Source organism: Pseudomonas sp. RA_15y_Pfl2_54, assembly GCF_963971015.1.
GTDB classification, from domain to species: domain Bacteria; phylum Pseudomonadota; class Gammaproteobacteria; order Pseudomonadales; family Pseudomonadaceae; genus Aquipseudomonas; species Aquipseudomonas baetica_A.
Map to the genome: position 1 here is coordinate 29,678 of NZ_CAXAPN010000018.1, position 18,582 is coordinate 48,259.

At 60.7% G+C, this 18,582-nt stretch carries 16 protein-coding genes and 1 other RNA gene; all 17 read right to left on the reverse strand.

The features are described from left to right. Window positions 1-65: 65 nt before the first annotated feature. A complete protein-coding gene (gene ftsZ, locus AACY50_RS14735) occupies window positions 66-1,262 on the reverse strand; it encodes a cell division protein FtsZ (protein ID WP_221731503.1) in 1,197 nt (398 codons plus the stop codon). A 67-nt stretch (window positions 1,263-1,329) separates the two neighbouring features. Continuing rightward, window positions 1,330-2,589 (reverse strand): cell division protein FtsA, encoded by a 1,260-nt coding sequence (gene ftsA / locus AACY50_RS14740; protein ID WP_047303071.1) that lies wholly within the window; start codon window positions 2,587-2,589, stop codon window positions 1,330-1,332. 15 nt (window positions 2,590-2,604) lie between these two features. Next, window positions 2,605-3,471, reverse strand: a complete 867-nt coding sequence (locus tag AACY50_RS14745) for a cell division protein FtsQ/DivIB (protein WP_339432151.1) — start codon at window positions 3,469-3,471, stop codon at window positions 2,605-2,607. 4 nt (window positions 3,472-3,475) lie between these two features. Beyond that, complete coding sequence (locus AACY50_RS14750) at window positions 3,476-4,435, reverse strand: D-alanine--D-alanine ligase (protein ID WP_339432152.1); 960 nt, start codon at window positions 4,433-4,435, stop codon at window positions 3,476-3,478. Further along, window positions 4,432-5,892 (reverse strand): UDP-N-acetylmuramate--L-alanine ligase, encoded by a 1,461-nt coding sequence (gene murC / locus AACY50_RS14755; RefSeq protein WP_339432153.1) that lies wholly within the window; start codon window positions 5,890-5,892, stop codon window positions 4,432-4,434. Before murC ends, AACY50_RS14750 begins: the two co-directional genes overlap by 4 nt. Next, window positions 5,885-6,955 carry an undecaprenyldiphospho-muramoylpentapeptide beta-N-acetylglucosaminyltransferase gene (gene murG / locus AACY50_RS14760; RefSeq protein ID WP_339465300.1) on the reverse strand — a complete coding sequence of 357 codons (1,071 nt, stop codon included), beginning with the start codon at window positions 6,953-6,955 and terminating at the stop codon, window positions 5,885-5,887. The genes murC and murG overlap by 8 nt, the downstream gene beginning before the upstream one ends. Further along, complete coding sequence (ftsW, locus tag AACY50_RS14765; protein ID WP_445261490.1) at window positions 6,945-8,162, reverse strand: putative lipid II flippase FtsW; 1,218 nt, start codon at window positions 8,160-8,162, stop codon at window positions 6,945-6,947. Before ftsW ends, murG begins: the two co-directional genes overlap by 11 nt. Further along, window positions 8,159-9,505 carry a UDP-N-acetylmuramoyl-L-alanine--D-glutamate ligase gene (gene murD, locus AACY50_RS14770; RefSeq protein ID WP_339465301.1) on the reverse strand — a complete coding sequence of 449 codons (1,347 nt, stop codon included), beginning with the start codon at window positions 9,503-9,505 and terminating at the stop codon, window positions 8,159-8,161. Before murD ends, ftsW begins: the two co-directional genes overlap by 4 nt. Before the next feature lie 5 nt (window positions 9,506-9,510). After that, a complete protein-coding gene (gene mraY / locus AACY50_RS14775) occupies window positions 9,511-10,593 on the reverse strand; it encodes a phospho-N-acetylmuramoyl-pentapeptide-transferase (protein WP_103306215.1) in 1,083 nt (360 codons plus the stop codon). Next, the gene (locus tag AACY50_RS14780) at window positions 10,593-11,960 is read right to left on the reverse strand and encodes a UDP-N-acetylmuramoyl-tripeptide--D-alanyl-D-alanine ligase (protein ID WP_339432156.1); all 1,368 of its coding nucleotides are present in this window, start codon (window positions 11,958-11,960) and stop codon (window positions 10,593-10,595) included. The genes mraY and AACY50_RS14780 overlap by 1 nt, the downstream gene beginning before the upstream one ends. Continuing rightward, complete coding sequence (locus tag AACY50_RS14785; protein WP_339432157.1) at window positions 11,953-13,416, reverse strand: UDP-N-acetylmuramoyl-L-alanyl-D-glutamate--2,6-diaminopimelate ligase; 1,464 nt, start codon at window positions 13,414-13,416, stop codon at window positions 11,953-11,955. The genes AACY50_RS14780 and AACY50_RS14785 overlap by 8 nt, the downstream gene beginning before the upstream one ends. Further along, complete coding sequence (locus AACY50_RS14790) at window positions 13,416-15,155, reverse strand: peptidoglycan D,D-transpeptidase FtsI family protein (protein ID WP_339465336.1); 1,740 nt, start codon at window positions 15,153-15,155, stop codon at window positions 13,416-13,418. Before AACY50_RS14790 ends, AACY50_RS14785 begins: the two co-directional genes overlap by 1 nt. After that, window positions 15,155-15,448, reverse strand: coding sequence for a cell division protein FtsL (gene ftsL / locus AACY50_RS14795; protein WP_339432158.1), 294 nt, complete (start codon window positions 15,446-15,448; stop codon window positions 15,155-15,157). The genes AACY50_RS14790 and ftsL overlap by 1 nt, the downstream gene beginning before the upstream one ends. After that, window positions 15,445-16,392, reverse strand: coding sequence for a 16S rRNA (cytosine(1402)-N(4))-methyltransferase RsmH (gene rsmH, locus AACY50_RS14800; RefSeq protein WP_401162420.1), 948 nt, complete (start codon window positions 16,390-16,392; stop codon window positions 15,445-15,447). Before rsmH ends, ftsL begins: the two co-directional genes overlap by 4 nt. Continuing rightward, on the reverse strand, window positions 16,389-16,844 hold the full coding sequence (mraZ, locus tag AACY50_RS14805) for a division/cell wall cluster transcriptional repressor MraZ (protein ID WP_221731512.1): 456 nt from the start codon (window positions 16,842-16,844) through the stop codon (window positions 16,389-16,391). The genes rsmH and mraZ overlap by 4 nt, the downstream gene beginning before the upstream one ends. 402 nt (window positions 16,845-17,246) lie before the next feature. After that, an RNA gene (rnpB, locus tag AACY50_RS14810) (RNase P RNA component class A) lies at window positions 17,247-17,600 on the reverse strand. A 73-nt stretch (window positions 17,601-17,673) separates the two neighbouring features. Continuing rightward, window positions 17,674-18,579: a 16S rRNA (cytidine(1402)-2'-O)-methyltransferase gene (gene rsmI / locus AACY50_RS14815; RefSeq protein ID WP_339538782.1), complete on the reverse strand. Its 906-nt coding sequence runs from the start codon at window positions 18,577-18,579 to the stop codon at window positions 17,674-17,676. Window positions 18,580-18,582 lie beyond the last annotated feature (3 nt).

An 18,582-nucleotide genomic window follows, 5' to 3' on the forward strand; every position in this document is an offset into this window, starting at 1 on the left:
TGGCGATGATAGCAGACCGAACCTTTGCTGAACACCAATCACCTTCATAGGCCTGATACATTCCATCAATCGGCCTGACGACGCAGGAATGCCGGGATATCCAGGTAGTCCAGGTCATCTTGCGGATTCATCTTCGCGGCAGCCGCAGCACCGGCCTGAGCCTGGTTGCGCATGACGGTCGGACGGTCCAGATCACGGTAGTTCACCGCTGGCGCTTCCTGACGGGCCGGAGCCGGTTGCTGCACCTGAGAAGCCGCCATCGAGGTGTGAACGGTATTGTCGATAACCTTCACAGGCTTCTCGATCTTCGCGCCCAGACCGGTGGCAACCACGGTGACGTGCAGTTCATCGCGCATGTCCGGATCGATAACGGTACCGACCTTGACCATGGCGTGCTCGGAAGCGAAGGCTTCGATGATGCTACCCACGTCGGAGTACTCACCCAGAGACAGGTCAGGACCGGCGGTGATGTTCACCAGAATGCCGCGTGCGCCTTGCAGGTTCACGTCTTCCAGCAGCGGGTTGCGAATGGCCGCTTCAGTGGCTTCACGTGCACGGTTCGGACCGCTGGCGCAGCCAGTGCCCATCATCGCCATGCCCATTTCGCTCATCACGGTACGCACGTCGGCAAAGTCGACGTTGATCATGCCCGGACGCTTGATGATGTCGGAAATACCGCGAACGGCACCGGCCAGAACATCGTCAGCCTTGGCAAAAGCCGACAGGAGGCTTGCGTCTTTACCGAGGATGGTCAGCAGCTTCTCGTTAGGAATGGTGATCAACGAGTCGACGCTTTCGGACAGCATGCGGATGCCTTCGTCGGCGATCTGCATACGCTTGCGGCCTTCGAACGGGAACGGACGGGTCACGACCGCAACGGTCAGGATGCCCATTTCCTTGGCCACTTCGGCAATGATCGGCGCAGCACCGGTACCGGTACCACCGCCCATGCCCGTGGTGATGAACACCATGTTGGTGCCGGCCAGCACTTCAGCAATGCGCTCGCGGTCTTCCAGAGCAGCCTGACGGCCGACTTCCGGATTCGCGCCGGCGCCCAGGCCTTTGGTGACACCTGTGCCCAGTTGCAGGATGGTACGCGCGCCGATGTTTTTCAGCGCTTGAGCATCAGTGTTGGCGCAGATGAATTCGACGCCTTCGATGTTGCTCTTGACCATGTGATTGACAGCGTTGCCGCCGCCACCGCCAACACCGATAACTTTAATTACCGGGCTTGCGGGGATGTTGTCTACGAGTTCGAACATTTTCCCTCTCCTTACGTTCTCTAGTTTTTTCGCCTACTGCATTTTGTTGCGGTGTTGCGGTAAAGCTTTAGAAGTTGCCTTGAACCCACTTCTTCAATCGATCGAGCAACGGCGCCTGTGGCTCCTCGCTGCTGTAGCTGTCGCGGCTGCCGATGCCGGAGAACGAAACCCCGTCGGACTGCTTTTGCAGGCCGTACATCAACAAGCCAACGCCCGTGGAATAAATCGGATTGCGCACCACGTCATCCAGACCTTTGACGCCATGCGGCACGCCCAGACGAACCGGCATGTGGAAGATTTCTTCGGCCAGTTCGGTGGCGCCTTCCATCTTCGAAGTACCGCCGGTCAGGACGATGCCGGCCGGGATCAGGTCCTCATAGCCGCTGCGACGCAGCTCGGCCTGGATCAGGGTGAACAGTTCGTCGTAACGCGGCTCGACCACTTCGGCCAGGGCCTGACGCGACAGCTCGCGCGGGGGACGGTCGCCGACGCTCGGCACTTTGATGGTTTCGCCGGCACCGGCCAGTTTGGCCAGGGCGCAGGCGTAACGGATCTTGATTTCTTCGGCGTACTGGGTCGGGGTGCGCAACGCCATGGCGATGTCGTTGGTCACCTGGTCACCGGCAATCGGGATCACCGCCGTGTGGCGAATCGCACCTTCGGTGAAGATCGCGATGTCGGTGGTGCCGCCGCCGATGTCGACCAGGCACACGCCCAGCTCTTTTTCGTCGTCGGTCAGGACCGAATAGGCCGAAGCCAGTTGTTCGAGAATGATGTCGTCGATTTCCAGGCCACAACGGCGCACGCATTTTTCAATGTTCTGTGCGGCGTTGACGGCGCAGGTGACGACGTGAACCTTGGCTTCCAGACGCACGCCGGACATGCCCAAAGGCTCGCGGACACCTTCCTGGTTATCGATCACGTAATCTTGCGGCAGGGTGTGCAGCACGCGTTGGTCAGCCGGGATCGCCACGGCCTGCGCAGCGTCCAGGACACGCTCAAGGTCAGCAGAGCTCACCTCACGGTCACGAATCGCGACGATGCCGTGGGAGTTCAGGCTGCGGATGTGATTGCCGGCCACGCCTACGAACGCCGAGTGAATGCGACAGCCCGCCATCAATTGGGCTTCTTCGATCGCACGCTGGATCGATTGCACGGTGGACTCGATGTTCACCACCACGCCTTTTTTCAGGCCGCGGGACGGGTGCGTACCGATACCGACGATTTCCAGCGTGCCGTCGTCCGAGACCTCGCCTACCAGCGCCACCACCTTGGAGGTGCCGATATCCAGACCGACGATCATTTTGCCGCTTTGCACGTTTGCCATGGGTCCTGCCTCTTCTTAATTCTTCGCGACAGCCGGTTGGGCTGTCGTCGGCGCTACAGGTTCCCGCCAGCCAACAGCAAGGCCGTTGGCGTAGCGCAGATCGATGCGCGCAATGTTCGTAATCTGGTCTTTAAGCGTCTTGTCATAGATGGCGATGAAGCGGCGCATCTTTTCCACCAGGTTGCCGCGTCCCAGCAGCAACTCGATGCCGGGGCCTGAACTGCCGGCGCCGGTGGTCAGGAACCAGCTACCGCGCTCACGCAATTCCAGGCGGGCAATCGAGAAGCCCATCGGTCGCAGCATCTGGCTCAGCACCTGGTATTGCTGCATCACTTGCTGTTGAGCCCGTTGAGGACCGAACAGCTGTGGCAAGTGTTCGTAGTTCGCCAGCTCTCTGGGCGTAAACGCCTGGCCCTGGTTGTTGAGCAACGACTCGTCGCCCCAACGGGCCACCGGCAGTTGCTCTTCGAGGCGGATCACCACTTGATCCGGCCACACGCGGCGCACTTCGGCGTGGGCGATCCAGGGCATTTGCTCCAGTTCTTTGCGCATGCCCTCCAGGTCGATGGTGAAGAAGCTCGCCGCCACATACGGAGCGATTCGCTGCTGCACCGCTTGCTGACTGATGTAACTCAGGTCGCCCTGGACAGCGATCTTGCTGATCGGCCGGTCGGCGTAAGGCAGCAGACGCTGGGCGCCTTCGTAAGTACCGAAACCGAGCACCAACAGCAGCACCGGCCAGAACAGACTTCTCAGAAAGCCGAAATTGGCTTTTGGCAGGCGCGCGGACATCGGCTCTTTGGCCACCATTCGGCTGGCACCCCGCGGCACCGGCTTGCGACCGGGTGCGGGTGGCTGATGTCTGAGCTGAGCGCCTTGCATCGTCTTAACCTCGAGCGTCTTCAACACTGGCGGCCAGAATGGCCAGAACCAGTTGCTGGAAATCCAGACCGGCAGCACGGGCTGCCATCGGCACCAGACTGTGATCGGTCATGCCCGGTGCGGTGTTCACTTCCAGAAACCAGAATTGCCCGTCGGCGTCCTGCATCACGTCCGCCCTGCCCCAACCGGCAATACCCAGCGCCTCACAGGCCTTGGCCGTGAGTTCCATGAGTTCTTGTTCCTTGGCGGCATCCAGCCCGCACGGAATGCGGTACTGGGTATCGTTGGCGATGTACTTGGCGTCGTAGTCGTAGAACGTGTGCGGTGTACCCAGGGCGATAGGAGGCAACACCTGGTCACGCAGGGTGGCGATGGTGAACTCCGGACCTTGAATCCATTGCTCAACCAACACTTGCGAATCGTAGGTACTGGCCGCTTTCCATGCGTCGATCAACTCGGACGCAGAACTCACTTTGGCCATCCCGATACTTGAACCTTCATGGGCCGGTTTGACGATCAAAGGCAAGCCCAGTTCCGTCGCAGCAGAAATACAATCGGCTTCGCTGCACAGCACGGCGTGACGCGGCGTCGGAATCCCGAGGCTGTGCCAGACCTGCTTGGTGCGCAGTTTGTCCATTGCCAGTGCCGAGGCCAGAATGCCGCTGCCGGTGTACGGAATGCCGGCGCATTCGAGCAAGCCCTGCATGCTGCCGTCTTCACCGCCACGGCCGTGAAGAATGATGAAGGCACGGTCGATTTTTTCGCTCAGCAGACGCTGCAGAAAGTCTTCGCCGACGTCGATCCCGAACGCGTCCACACCCGCGCTTTGCAGCGCCTCGAGCACGGCATTACCCGATTTCAGCGAAACCTCACGCTCGGCACTCAAGCCACCGAAGAGCACGGCGACGCGGCCGAAGTCTTTCGGCGCAATAGTAGAGAACAGCTTGGCGTAGGCAGCAGTCATTTCAACTTCCCCTCGACCGACGCCGCCACGGCGCCAGCGAACAACTCACTTTTCAACAGTTTGGGTGCAAGACCGCCGATATCGCCGGCGCCCTGGCACAGCAGAATGTCGCCGGCACGCAGCAACGGCTTGACCAGCGGTGCGAGGTCAACACCGCGTTCGATGTAGATCGGGTCGAGCTGACCGCGCTGGCGGATGCTGTTGCACAGCTTGCGGCTGTCAGCGCCCGGGATCGGCTCTTCACCGGCCGGATAGACTTCCATCAGCAGCAGCACGTTGGCGTCGGCCAGTACATTGACGAAATCGTCGTACAGGTCACGGGTGCGGCTGTAGCGGTGCGGCTGATAGACCATCACCAGGCGGCGCTCCGGCCAGCCACCGCGTACGGCTTTAATAACCGCGGCGACTTCGGTCGGGTGGTGACCGTAGTCGTCGACCAGCATCACATTGCCGCCGTCCACGGGCAGTTCGCCGTAGACCTGGAAGCGTCGACCGACACCCTGGAAGCCCGACAGGCCCTGGACGATGGCTTCATCGCTGACGCCTTCGTCGGTGGCGATGCAGATGGTCGCCAGCGAGTTCAGCACGTTGTGATTGCCCGGCATGTTGACCGACACTTCCAGCGGCTCACGGTCTGGACGCAGCACGGTGAAGAAGGTTTGCATGCCTTGCTGGCGCACATTGATCGCGCGCACGTCGGCGTCTTCGCTGAAGCCGTAGGTCACGGTCGGACGTTTGACCTGCGGCAGAATTTCGCGCACCACCGGATCGTCCAGGCACATCACTGCCAAACCGTAGAACGGCAGGTTGTGCAGGAACTCAACGAAGGTTTTCTTCAGTTTGTTGAAGTCACCGTCGTAGGTCGCCATGTGGTCGGCGTCGATGTTGGTGACCACAGCCACCAGCGGTTGCAGGTGCAGGAAGCTGGCATCGCTTTCATCCGCTTCGGCGATCAGGTAACGGCTGGTGCCGAGCTGGGCATTGGTGCCCGCGGCATTCAGACGACCACCGATGACGAACGTCGGGTCCAGGCCACCGGCGGCGAACACCGAAGCGATCAGGCTGGTGGTGGTGGTTTTGCCATGGGTGCCGGCCACGGCGATGCCGTGGCGGTAGCGCATCAGTTCGGCGAGCATTTCGGCACGCGGCACCACCGGGATGCGGCGTTCCAGCGCGGTCGCCACTTCCGGGTTGGAGGTATTGACGGCGCTCGACACCACCAGCACGTCGGCGGCAGCGGCATTCTCGGCACGGTGGCCGATAAAAATGTGGGCGCCGAACGATTCCAGACGCTCGGTGACCGGCGAAGCTTTCAGGTCGGAACCGGACACTTCATAGCCCAGGTTCAACAACACTTCGGCAATGCCGCACATGCCCACGCCGCCGATACCGACGAAGTGGATGCGACGGATGCGGCGCATTTCCGGTTGTGGCATGGCTTTCTGATTCTCAACCATGGGACACCTCCAGACAGGAATCGACCACACTACGGGTGGCATCGGGTTTCGCCAGACGGCGGGCCGCTTGGGCCATTTCTTCAAGTCGTTGCGGTTGCATCAAGACCTCTGTCAGGCGCGCGGCAAGGTCCGCGGCACCAGTCGTTCTTTGCGGCATCAGGAAGGCTGCGCCTTCACGGGCCAAATATTCGGCGTTGCGGGTCTGGTGATCGTCGATCGCGTGGGGCAAAGGCACCAGCATCGAGGGCAGACCGGCGGCAGCCAGCTCACTGATGGTCAACGCGCCTGCGCGGCACACCACCAGGTCGGCCCAGCCATAGGCTTGGGCCATGTCTTTGATGAACGGCTGCACCTGCGCATCCACGCCGGCAGCGCGGTAGCGCTCTGCAGTCACTTCATCGTGGTTTTTGCCGGCCTGATGAAACACTTCCGGGCGCAAATCGGCAGCAACTTGGGCCAGGGCTTCAGGCAGCAATTTATTCAACGGCTCTGCACCAAGGCTTCCGCCCAGGATCAGCAAACGCGCTTTGCGACCCGCCAGAGCAGGTCGCGGTGTTTCGAGGAACAGCTCGCTGCGCACCGGGTTTCCGGTGGTACGGCGGGTGTCCGACAGAGTAAAGGTGTCGGGGAAGGCTTCACACACCCGGGCGGCGAACGGCACCAGCAACCGATTGGCGGTGCCGGCCACGGCGTTTTGTTCGTGAACGATCACCGGCACGCCGGCCAGCTTCGCGGCAAGACCACCGGGGCCAGTCACATAACCACCGAAGCCGACCACGCACACCGGACGCAGCTTGCGAATGATCGCCCGCGCCTGCCAGACCGACTTGAGCAGCATGAACGGCGCCTTGAGCAGCGACAGCTTGCCCTTGCCGCGCAGGCCAGTGGCGTTGATCCGATACAGTTCCAGCCCGGCCGCCGGGACCAGTTCGTTCTCGATCCCGCGTGGCGTGCCGAGCCAGTGCACGGTGTAGCCGCGCGCCTGAAACTCGCGGGCACAGGCCAGCGCCGGGAACACGTGGCCGCCGGTTCCGCCGGCCATGATCAATACGTTAGCGCCCATGATTCGGCTCCTCGGCGAAGTCGCTCTCATGGAATTCCATCTCTTCGCTGCCCAGGTGGGTTCGACTCTCCCACTCGATCCTCAACAACAAACCCAGGCTGGCACAGCAGATCACCAACGAACTGCCGCCATAACTGAGGAACGGCAAGGTCAGGCCCTTGGTTGGCAGCAGGCCGACGTTCACACCGATGTTGATCAGGAACTGACCAATCCACAGGAACGACAGACCGTAAGCCACGTAAGCGGCGAAGTACTGTTTGGCCTTCTCGGCCCACAGACCGATGTACATGCCACGGATACACACGAATACGAACAGCGCCACGGTGCACAGCGAACCCACCGCGCCCAGCTCCTCAGCCAGTACGGAGAACACGAAGTCGGTGTGCGCTTCCGGCAGGTAGAACTGCTTCTGCACGCTGTTGCCCAGGCCAACGCCCAGCCATTCGCCACGACCGAACGCGATCAAGGCTTGCGACAATTGATAACCGGCGCCGAACTGGTCGGCCCACGGGTCGGCGAAGTTGGTCAGACGTGCCATCCGGTACGGCTGCATCTGAATCAGCAAAACCACGGCCCCGACCGCCAGCACCACCATCAGCGAAAAGCGGAACAAGCCGACTCCGCCAAGGAACAGCATGGCCGCGGCCGCGCCCATCATCACGACGGTGGCGCCGAAGTCCGGCTCCATCAGCAACAGCCCCGCCATCGGCAGCAGCACGATGAACGGCTTGAAAAAGCCCATCCAGCTCTCGCGCACTTCTTTCTGGCGCCGCACCAGGTAACCCGCGAGGTAGATCACCACGAACACTTTGGCGATTTCGGATGGCTGAACGTTGAAGAAGCTGAAACCGATCCAGCGCATCGAACCGTTCACTTCCCGGCCGATGCCCGGAATGATCACCATCACCAGTAGACCGAACGCACCGAGCAGCATCAGCCAGCCCAACCGTTGCCAGGTGGCAATTGGAATCATCATGGTGATGATGCAGGCGCCAAGGCCCAGCGCCACATAGATCAGGTGGCGAATCATGTAGTACAGCGCACTGCCCGACTGCGCGGCGGCCACTTCGGTGGACGCCGACGCGATCATGACCAGGCCGAGACCGAGCAGCGCCAGGCACCCGGCGAGCATCGGGAAATCGAGGTCGATCCCGCGCCCGGTGATGATCGGCGACGGATACGGTTTGATGATGTTTCTCAGGCTCATGTCAGTTCCTCCACGGCGCGGACGAACTGGTGACCACGGTCTTCGTAATGCTTGAACATGTCGAAACTGGCGCAGGCTGGCGACAGCAGCACGACATCGCCCGGTTGGGCAGCGGCGCGGCATTGCTCGACGGCCTCAACCAATGACGTTACGCGGATCAGTGGAACGGCGTCGCCGAGGGCGGCGCCGATCCTGTCGCTGTCGCGGCCCATCAGAATCACGGCACGGCAGTGGGCGGCGACCGGATCACGCAGATCGTTGAATTCGGCCCCCTTGCCATCGCCACCGGCGATCAGCACGATCTTGCCGTCGATGTCCGCACCCAAGCCCTCAATGGCCGCCAGCGCGGCGCCAACGTTGGTGGCTTTGGAGTCGTTGTAATAAGCAACGCCGTCCAGATCGCGCACCCACTGGCAGCGGTGTTCGAGGCCGGCGAAGTTGCGCAGCGCTGCGAGCATCGCGTCGAACGGCAGACCGACCGCATGCCCGAGCGCCAGGGCCGCCAGAGCGTTGGACTGGTTGTGTGCGCCGCGAACTTTCAGCTCGCGCACCGGCATCAGGTTCTGGAATTCAAAGGCCAGGTATTTCTCGCCGTCTTCTTCCCGGATACCGAACGCCTTGAAATCCGGTTTGCTCAGACCGAAGGTCCAGCACGGCTGGCCCTCGCCGATCAATGGCCGCGTCAGTGCATCCTGACGGTTGACCACAAATTGCCTGGCACCACGGAAGATCCGGTGCTTGGCCAGGTGATAGGCCGGCAGACCGCTGTAGCGGTCCATGTGGTCTTCGCTGATGTTGAGTACGGTCGCCACTTCGGCGTTGAGCTGGTCGGTGGTTTCCAGCTGGAAACTCGACAGTTCCATCACGTACAGCTCGATGTCGTCGCTGAGCAAGTCCAGCGCCGGCGTCCCGAGGTTGCCGCCCACCGCGACGCGTTTGCCGGCCGCAGCCGCCATCTCGCCAACCAGGGTGGTGACCGTGCTTTTCGCGTTGGAACCGCTGATGGCCACGATTGGCGCCTGTGCGTTACGCGCGAACAACTCGATGTCGCCGGACAGTTTCACGCCACGGGCGGCAGCGGCTTGCAGGGCCGGGGTCGCCAACGCCAGGCCGGGGCTCACGTAGAGCTCGTCGGCACGGCACAGGAATTCGACGTCCAGCTCGCCACAACGCACTTCCACGTGCGGATAGTCACGCTTGAGCGTGGCCAGTTCCGGTGGATTGTCCCGCGTATCGGCGACGGCAAACGACACGCCCCGGTTCGCCAGGAAGCGAACCAGGGACATGCCGCTCTTGCCGAGGCCGACAACGATGCGGAAGTGGTCAGAAGCGATCAGAGACACTCGTTCTACCTCAGCTTCAGGGTGGCAAGGCCGATCAGCACGAGAATCACGGTGATGATCCAGAAACGGACGATCACGCGTGGCTCGGGCCAGCCTTTGAGTTCAAAGTGGTGGTGTATCGGTGCCATGCGGAACACACGGCGACCGGTCAGCTTGAAGGACGCCACCTGAATGACGACTGACAGGGTTTCCATCACGAACACGCCGCCCATGATGAACAGGACGATTTCCTGACGGACGATCACCGCGATGGTGCCCAGGGCTGCGCCCAGCGCCAGTGCGCCGACGTCACCCATGAACACTTGCGCCGGATAGGTGTTGAACCAGAGGAAGCCCAGACCGGCACCGATCAGCGCACCGCAGAACACGATCAGTTCCCCCGCGCCGGGCACATATGGGATCAGCAGGTATTCGGCGAATTTCACGTTACCCGACAGGTAGCAGAAAATACCGAGGCCGCCGCCGACCATCACGGTTGGCATGATCGCCAGACCGTCGAGGCCGTCAGTCAGGTTGACCGCGTTGCTCGAACCGACGATCACAAAGTAGGTCAGCACGATGAAACCGGCGCCCAGCGGGATGCTGTAATCCTTGAGCATCGGCAGGATCAGCGTAGTTTCCACCGGCGTGGAAGCGGTCATATAAAGGAAGATCGCTGCGCCCAGGCCGAACACCGACTGCCAGAAATACTTCCAGCGGCTCGGCAGGCCACGGGAGTTTTTCTCGATGACTTTGCGGTAGTCGTCGACCCAGCCGATGGCGCCGAACAACAGGGTCACCAGCAGCACGGTCCAGACATAACGATTGCTCAGGTCAGCCCACAGCAGGGTGCTGACGCCAATCGAGGACAGAATCAAGGCGCCGCCCATGGTCGGTGTGCCCGACTTGGACAGGTGCGATTGCGGGCCGTCGTTACGAACGGATTGACCGATCTGACGGTTCTGCAAAGTGCGGATCATCCACGGGCCATAGCACAGCGACAAAACCAGCGCGGTCAGCACACCGAGAATCCCGCGCAGGGTCAGGTACTGGAAGACCGCGAAGCCTTTGTAGAACTGTTGCAGATACTCCGCTAGCAGCAGCAGCATTAATGTTTCTCCAGACTGGACCCGCACAGAGCCGCCACGATGTTTTCCATCGCTGCACTGCGCGAACCCTTGATCAAAATGGTGGTGTTTGTGTCCTGCTCGGCGTCGAGGGCCTGGATCAGTTCGGCTTGCGTGCCGAAGTGATGCGCCTGTTCACCGAAAGCGGTTACGGCGTGGACCATGTTCGGCCCAACGGCATAAAGCGCGCAAACCTTGCCCCGGGCGTACTCGCCCACGTCGCGGTGCCCCTGCTCCGCCCAATCGCCCAACTCGCCGATGTCTCCGAGCACCAGGACGGTGCGGCCGGAAAAGCCGGCGAGTATATCAACGGCCGCGCACATTGAGGTGGGGTTTGCGTTGTAAGTGTCATCGATCACGCGCATGCCGTTCTTCGCCAGTTGCGCAACGGTGCGACCCTTGACCGGTTGCACCGCGCCAAGCCCGGTGGCGATGCCGAAGAGCGACACACCCAAGGCGTGTGCGGCGGCGGCGGCGGCCATGGCATTGGCGACGTTATGCGTGCCGAGCAGGTTCAGTTGAACGTACTCGACACCTTCAGGCGTGTGCAGATTGAAGGCCGGGCAGCCACGCGCATCGGTGCTCAAGTCGCTGGCATAGAAGTCAGCCTGCGAATTGCTGAGGGCGAAGGTCAGCACTTTGCGCCCGGCAGCGCGGGTCTTCCAGATACCGAAGGCCTTGTCGTCGAGATTGAGCACGGCAACGCCATCCGCTGCCAGACCGTCGATGATCTCGCCTTTGGCTTCGACGATTTTTTCCGGGCCGCCGAACTCACCGACGTGAGCGGTGCCGGCATTGTTCAAGATCGCCACATGGGGCTTGGTCAGCCCAACGGTATAAGCAATTTCACCCAGACGCGAAGCGCCCAGTTCGATCACGGCCGACGTGTGTTCCGGTGCCAGTTCGAGCAGGGTCAGTGGCGCGCCGAGGTCGTTGTTCAGGTTGCCACGGGTGGCCAATACCGGACCGCGAGTACGCAGGATGCTCGCAAGCATTTCCTTGACGGTGGTTTTGCCGCTGGAGCCGGTGATGGCAGCGACTGGCTGAGTGAAGGCGGCACGGTTCAAGGCACCCAACTGGCCCAAGGCCTGGCGGGTGTCTTTGACCAGCAGTTGCGCCAGCGTGCTGTCGGCGACTTCACGCTCGACCAGCGCGGCAACGGCGCCTTTGGCGGCGACGTCGTTCAAATAGTCATGACCATCGAAACGCGGGCCGGTCAGGGCAATAAACAGTTGGCCGGGCTGGATCGCGCGGCTGTCGATGCTGACGCCGTCGAAGCTGGCATCGGCGCTGATCAGGCGTGCGTCGAGCGCGTTGGTCAATTCGCTGAGCGTGAGGGCCTTAAGCATGGGCCACCTCCCACGCGGTCAGGGCGTGATCGGCCTCGACCAGATCAGAGAAGGCATGGCGCTCGCCGTTGATTTCCTGATAGTCCTCGTGACCTTTACCCGCCAGCACGATCACGTCATCCGCCGAAGCGCCGGCGATCAGTTGGGCAATTGCCTGACCACGGCCGGCAACGAACGTGACTTTATCCACAGCGGTGAAACCGGCGCGGATGTCATCGAAAATCACTGCCGGGTCTTCGGTGCGCGGGTTGTCGTCAGTGACCAGCACTTGATCGGCCAGACGCTCGACCACTTCGGCCATCAACGGACGCTTGCCGCGATCACGATCACCGCCGCAGCCGAACAGGCACAGCAACCGACCTTTGACGTGGGGGCGCAATGCCGTCAGCACTTTTTCCAGGGCATCCGGCGTATGGGCGTAATCGACCACCACCAACGGTTGCGTGCCACCGCCCAGACGCTGCATGCGACCGGCCGGGCCTTCGAGTTTTGGCAGTACTTTAAGAATTTCGTCCAGTGCGTAATCCAGCCCCAGCAAGGCACCGACCGCGGCCAGTATATTGCTCAGGTTGAAACGCCCCAACAACGTGCTGCGCAAATGATGTTCGCCTTGCGGCGTCACCAGGGTGGCGAGCACGCCGTGGTCATCGAACTGGGCTTCGCGGCAATACAGATAGGCACTGCTGTCGAGCAGGCTGTAGGTAATCAGACGCGAATCGCGTTTTTCGGCCGCCAGTTGCCGGCCGAAATCATCGTCGAGATTGACCACACGGCACTTCAGATCGCTCCAGGCGAACAGCTTGGCCTTGGCCTCGGCGTAAGCTTGCATCGTGCCGTGGTAGTCCAGATGGTCGCGGGACAAATTGGTCATCACCGCCACGTCAAATGCCAATGCGGTCACCCGCCCCTGATCCAGACCGTGGGACGACACCTCCATGGCGACAGCTTTGGCGCCGGCCTTTTTCAGGTCGCCCAAAGTCGCTTGCACGGCAATTGGATTGGGCGTGGTGTGCAGGCCGCTTTGCAGTGCGCCATAGAAGCCGGAACCCAGCGTGCCGACGATGCCGCAATGCTGTCCGAGCAGATCCAGCGCTTGCGCCACCAATTGGGTCACGCTGGTTTTGCCGTTAGTGCCGGTCACACCGATCAGCTTCAGATGGTGGCTTGGCTCACCGTAAAAGCGCCCGGCGATGTCCGACAACTGTGCGGCCAGACCCTTGACCGGGATCAGCGGAACATCAGTGATCGGCAGCACCGTGGCGCCTTCCACCTCATAAGCCACCGCTGCAGCGCCGCGTGCGAGCGCATCGGCAATGTGCGCACGGCCATCGAACTTGCCGCCAGGCACCGCGAGGAACAGATCACCCGCGCGCACGTTGCGGCTATCCAGCGCCAGTTCACGGATCAACAGATCGTGGCCGGCGTGAGGGAATATCTTGTTCAGACTCAGAGACATCAGCCGCGCCCTCCATTGGCTTTCAGCGGAATAACCGGGGTGGCGTTGGCCTGTTGTGTCGTCGGCAGGTTGTCCGGGGTTACGTTCATCAGACGCAGGGTGCCGGACATCACACGGCTGAACACCGGCGCCGATACCAGGCCACCGAAGTAACCGGCCTTGGACGGCTCATCGATCACCACAACGATTGCGTAACGCGGGTCGCTCATCGGGCCGAAACCGGCGAACAGCGAGCGGTAGGAATTTTCGGCGTAGCCCTTGGTGCCCGTCGATGTCTTGCGCGCCGTCCCCGACTTGCCAGCCACGTGATACGCCGGCACCTTCGCACGGAACACGCCACGAGGCGCCTCGATCACTTGCTGCAGCATGCCTTGCATGGTTTTCGCGACGGCTTCAGGCAGCACTTGCGTGGTTTGCGGCGGCTTGTCGGTTTTGATCAGCGTCAGCGGCGCCAGACGACCGTTGTTGGCCAGCGCCGAAAAGGCGTGGACCAACTGGATCGCGGTCACGGAAATACCGTAGCCGTAGGACAGTGTCGCAGTTTCGGCCTTGCGCCATTCACGGTAGTTAGGCAGGTTGCCAACGCGCTCCCCCGGGAAACCGAGGCCGGTGTCCTGGCCCAGGCCGACTTTCTGCGCGAGACGGTAAATGGTTTCACCACCAATATCGAAGGCGACCTTACTCATGCCGACGTTACTGGAATTGATCAGAATGCCGGTCATGTCCAGCACCGGGCCTTCGCTTCGGGAGACGTCCTTGATGGTGTATTTACCAATCTGCAAGGTTCCCGGATACACCTCGACGGTGTCGGTCGGTTTCCACCGGCCGGACTCGATCGCAGCACTCATCGAGATCGCTTTCATGGTCGAACCGGGCTCGAACACGTCAATCATCGCGCGGTTACGCATCATCGCCGGCTGCAGGTTGCGGCGGTTGTTCGGGTTGTAGGTCGGCTGGTTGACCATGGCAAGGATCTCGCCGGTCTTCACATCCATGATCACCAGGCTGCCGGCCTTGGCGCCGTTCTCGATGATCGCGTTACGCAGTTCGCGGTTAGCCAGATATTGCAGACGCAGGTCAATGGACAACGCCAAGGGCTTACCGGCCTTGGCGTTTTTGGTGACCTGGACATCCTTGATCAGCCGCCCGCGCCGATCCTTGATGACCTGTCGTTTGCCCGGCACCCCGGCCAGCCATTCGTCATAAGCCAGTTCGATACCCTCACGACCGTGGTCATCGATGTCGGTGAATCCGACCATGTGCGCCGTCACTTCACCGGCCGGATAGAAACGCCGGAATTCTTCGATGCCATAGACGCCCGGCACTTTAAGGTCGAGCACAGCCTGACCCTGCTCGGGAGTCAGCCCGCGCACCAGATAAATGAATTCTTTGTTGGCCTGGGCTTCCAGGCGCTCGGTCAGTGCTTTCGGATCCTGCCCCAGCGCTGTCGCCAATGCAGGCCACTTCTCTTTGGCCGATTGCATTTCCTTGGGGTTGGCCCACAGGGTGGTCACCGGGGTACTGACCGCCAAAGGTTCGCCGTTGCGGTCGGTGATCAAACCACGGTGTGCAGGAATCGGAATGTGACGAAGACTGCGGGCATCGCCCTGACCTTTGAGGAAGTCACGGTCAACCACTTGCAGGTCGATAATGCGCCAGCAGATCGCTGCGACCATCACGCCGAGGAGCGCCAGCATCAGGCGGAAGCGCCACGGAAAGAGTGCGCCTTCAAGCTTCATCATGGCGCCACCATCTGCACGTCAGCCGCGCCCGGGATGTGCATTTTCAGTTGTTCAGTGGCCAGTACTTCGATCCGGCTGTGTGCGGTCCAGGTGCTTTGCTCGAGAATCAGACGACCCCATTCGGCTTGCGCCTTGTCGCGCACGCTCAGCTCGCTATAAAGGTTGTTGAGCAACTGACGGTTCCAGTGCGCGCTGTAAGACACGCCGATGGCCGACACGAGCACGCCGACAAACAGCAGCAGCATGAAAAAGCTGCCGCCAGGCAGTGGCTTGGCGAAAAGCTTGCTCACCGCAACTTCTCCGCGACACGCATGACGGCGCTACGGGAACGTGGGTTGGCTTTGAGTTCGGCGTCGGAGGCCGTCTGCGCTTTGCCATGGATTTTGATTTTCGGTTCGAACGCAACGTGGCGAACCGGCAGGTTGCGCGGCAGGTTGTCGGCTTCGCCTTTCACCAGTTTGCGCATGAACAGCTTGACGATACGGTCTTCGAGCGAATGAAAACTGATCACGACCAGACGGCCGCCCACTTCCAGAGCTTGCAGCGCCGCTTCGAGGCCAGCTTCCAGGTCACCCAATTCGTTGTTGACGTGAATGCGCAAACCCTGGAATGCACGGGTAGCCGGGTTCTTGCCCTTCTCCCATGCCGGGTTGGCGACTTTCAACACTTCGGCCAGATCAGCGGTGCGCTCGAACGGTTTGATATCGCGACGCTCGGCGACGGCACGGGCCATGCGCCCGGAGAAACGCTCTTCGCCGTACTCCTTGAACACTCGGGCGATTTCTTCAACCGGTGCGGTATTGACGAACTCGGCGGCGCTGATGCCTCGGGACGGATCCATGCGCATGTCCAGCGGGCCGTCATTGAGAAAGCTGAAGCCGCGTTCTGCGTCGTCGAGTTGCGGCGACGACACGCCCAGATCGAGCAGAATACCGCTGACCTTACCGTCCAGCCCCCGTTCGGCGACGACTGAACCGAGCTCGGCAAAGCTGCGCTGCACAACGACAAAGCGGCCGTCTTCGGCCGCTAGCGCTTGCCCGGTGGCAATCGCTTGGGGATCCTTGTCGAACCCGATGAGTCGACCGTCCCGCCCGAGCTGACTGAGGATCAACCGACTGTGCCCGCCGCGCCCGAACGTGCCGTCCAGATAGCAGCCATCAGGACGTACGGCGAGAGCCTCGACGGCTTCGTCAAGCAGTACGGTGATGTGGTTAAAGCCGCTATCAATAGTCACAGGATCAAATCACGCAGTTCATCAGGCATCGCGCCCGGTTGTTGAATGGCAGCAAGGTCGGCGGCAGATACCGCGTTCCATGCATCCTCGTCCCACAATTGGAACTTGTTCAGTTGGCCTACCAGCATTGCGCGCTTATCCAATTTGGCGTATTCGCGCAGACGCGGCGGAACCAGAAAACGACCACTGCCATCGAGCTCGAGGTCGACGGCATTACCAATCAATAAACGCTGCAGGCGACGGTTCTCTTCGCGAAGCGAAGGGAGCGCGCGCAACTTGGTTTCAATGATTTCCCACTCATCGAGCGGGTAAACACACAGACATGGATCAACGGCATCGATCGTGACAATCAACTGGCCGGAACTACGCGATTCGAGCTCGTCACGGTACCGGCTCGGCATAGCGAGACGGCCCTTTGCGTCGAGACTGATAGCGTTAGCTCCGCGAAACACGTCTGCGTTTCTCCAATTTTTATCGTTTTGAGCTCAAAAAACCCACTTCATGCCACTTTCCGCCACTTGCGCACACTATAGGAATGCGCCCACCACACCGTCAAGGCGCGGATTAAAGGAAAACCCTTACAGAACGGAGATTTAGGAGCATAAAAGGAGGTGCAACGAGAATCTGGCGACTACTTTTGACCCATAACTTGATGCCGCACTGAAAGCTGCGATCGAAAGTTAAAGTAATTTGTTAAGAGTAAGATTTTTTCGGTATTACAAATGCGCTTCTGCTGTTGATTGAAGCAAGGTGGGAAATGGCTATTACTGCATTTGCCGCTGCCGAACGTTCAGCCAGGGCCTGCTGATAATACACAGCCCTGATGCCATTGATTCAAGCAGGGAAAGAAAAAGGTGGAGAGTCGATCTGTAAGCCGGGTTCTGTCTTGAACAGTCATTCGTCTACGATGGCCATCACTGGACATCTTTAGCAACCTACCCGGTCCCAGCGCGGGCCACGCCTTGGGACCCTATTTGGTCTTGCTCCAAGTGGGGTTTACCTAGCCACGAACTGTTGCCAGACGTGCGGTGCGCTCTTACCGCACCTTTTCACCCTTACCGGTGCCGAAGCACTTAGGCGGTTATTTTCTGTGGCACTTTCCGTAGGCTCACGCCTCCCAGGCATTACCTGGCACTTCGCCCTATGGAGCCCGGACTTTCCTCCCCCCCCTAATTTTCATAGAGGGCAGCGACTGTCCGATCGACTCTCCGCCGCGAAGGTTAACGGCAGAGCGACCGAAGAACAAGCCTTAATAGCCGCAAACCCGCTCTGTGCGATGGGTTACTCACCCTTCTGTTTATCCAGCGCGACTTGATACAACACGTTTTTACGCTCACCAGTGATTTGCGCTGCAAGCGCCGCCGCACGCTTGAGCGGCATCTCTTCGAGCAACAAATCAAGGATGCGCATCGCCTCGCGGCTGACAGCGTCTTCGGACTCCGGCGCGGTCCAGCCTGCCACCAACACCACACACTCGCCGCGCTGCTGATTGCTGTCGGACTCCACAAATGCGCGCAGCTCAGCCAACGGCAAACCTTTAAGGGTTTCGAACGTCTTGGTGATTTCACGGGCCAGCAACGCCTGACGCTCGCCACCGAAAACCGCCTCCATGTCCTGCAAACATTCAAGGATACGGTGCGGCGCCTCATAGAAAATCAACGTGCGCGGCTCTTCCTTGACGGCTTCCAGGCGCGCCTTGCGTCCGACTGACTTGGCCGGCAGAAAACCTTCGAAGATGAACCGGTCAGACGGCAGCCCCGCCGCCGATAGCGCAGCAATGAGCGCACAGGCGCCTGGCACCGGCACCACATTGATCCCGGCGGCCCGTGCCTGACGCACCAAGTGATACCCCGGATCGGAAATCAGCGGTGTTCCTGCATCAGAGATCAACGCCACGTTGTCACCCGCCAGCAAACGGGTAATAAAGCGGCTACCTTCATCTCGTTCGTTATGTTCGTGGCAGGCGGCCAGCGGTGTGGAAATACCAAAGTGCTGCATCAATCGTTGCGAGTGACGCGTGTCTTCCGCCGCGATCAGTGCCACTTCACGGAGAATTTTCAGTGCCCGGGCGCTGATGTCGTCCAGGTTGCCGATGGGCGTCGCCACCACATAAAGCGAGCCAGCAGCGGAATTCAAAGGACCTGGAGCAGTCAAAGCGCACACCTCATGATCGGTAAAAGCCGGCATTGT

Bases quoted from the DNA above. Each gene is read 5' to 3' on its own strand.
- ftsW (WP_445261490.1), bottom strand. From the start codon at position 8,162: ATGAGCCTGAGAAACATCATCAAACCGTATCCGTCGCCGATCATCACC.
- AACY50_RS14780 (WP_339432156.1), bottom strand. From the start codon at position 11,960: ATGCTTAAGGCCCTCACGCTCAGCGAATTGACCAACGCGCTCGACGCA.
- AACY50_RS14750 (WP_339432152.1), bottom strand. From the start codon at position 4,435: ATGACTGCTGCCTACGCCAAGCTGTTCTCTACTATTGCGCCGAAAGAC.
- AACY50_RS14785 (WP_339432157.1), bottom strand. From the start codon at position 13,416: ATGTCTCTGAGTCTGAACAAGATATTCCCTCACGCCGGCCACGATCTG.
- mraY (WP_103306215.1), bottom strand. From the start codon at position 10,593: ATGCTGCTGCTGCTAGCGGAGTATCTGCAACAGTTCTACAAAGGCTTC.
- AACY50_RS14790 (WP_339465336.1), bottom strand. From the start codon at position 15,155: ATGAAGCTTGAAGGCGCACTCTTTCCGTGGCGCTTCCGCCTGATGCTG.
- murC (WP_339432153.1), bottom strand. From the start codon at position 5,892: ATGGTTGAGAATCAGAAAGCCATGCCACAACCGGAAATGCGCCGCATC.
- ftsZ (WP_221731503.1), bottom strand. From the start codon at position 1,262: ATGTTCGAACTCGTAGACAACATCCCCGCAAGCCCGGTAATTAAAGTT.
- AACY50_RS14745 (WP_339432151.1), bottom strand. From the start codon at position 3,471: ATGCAAGGCGCTCAGCTCAGACATCAGCCACCCGCACCCGGTCGCAAG.
- ftsA (WP_047303071.1), bottom strand. From the start codon at position 2,589: ATGGCAAACGTGCAAAGCGGCAAAATGATCGTCGGTCTGGATATCGGC.
- rsmI (WP_339538782.1), bottom strand. From the start codon at position 18,579: ATGCCGGCTTTTACCGATCATGAGGTGTGCGCTTTGACTGCTCCAGGT.
- murG (WP_339465300.1), bottom strand. From the start codon at position 6,955: ATGGGCGCTAACGTATTGATCATGGCCGGCGGAACCGGCGGCCACGTG.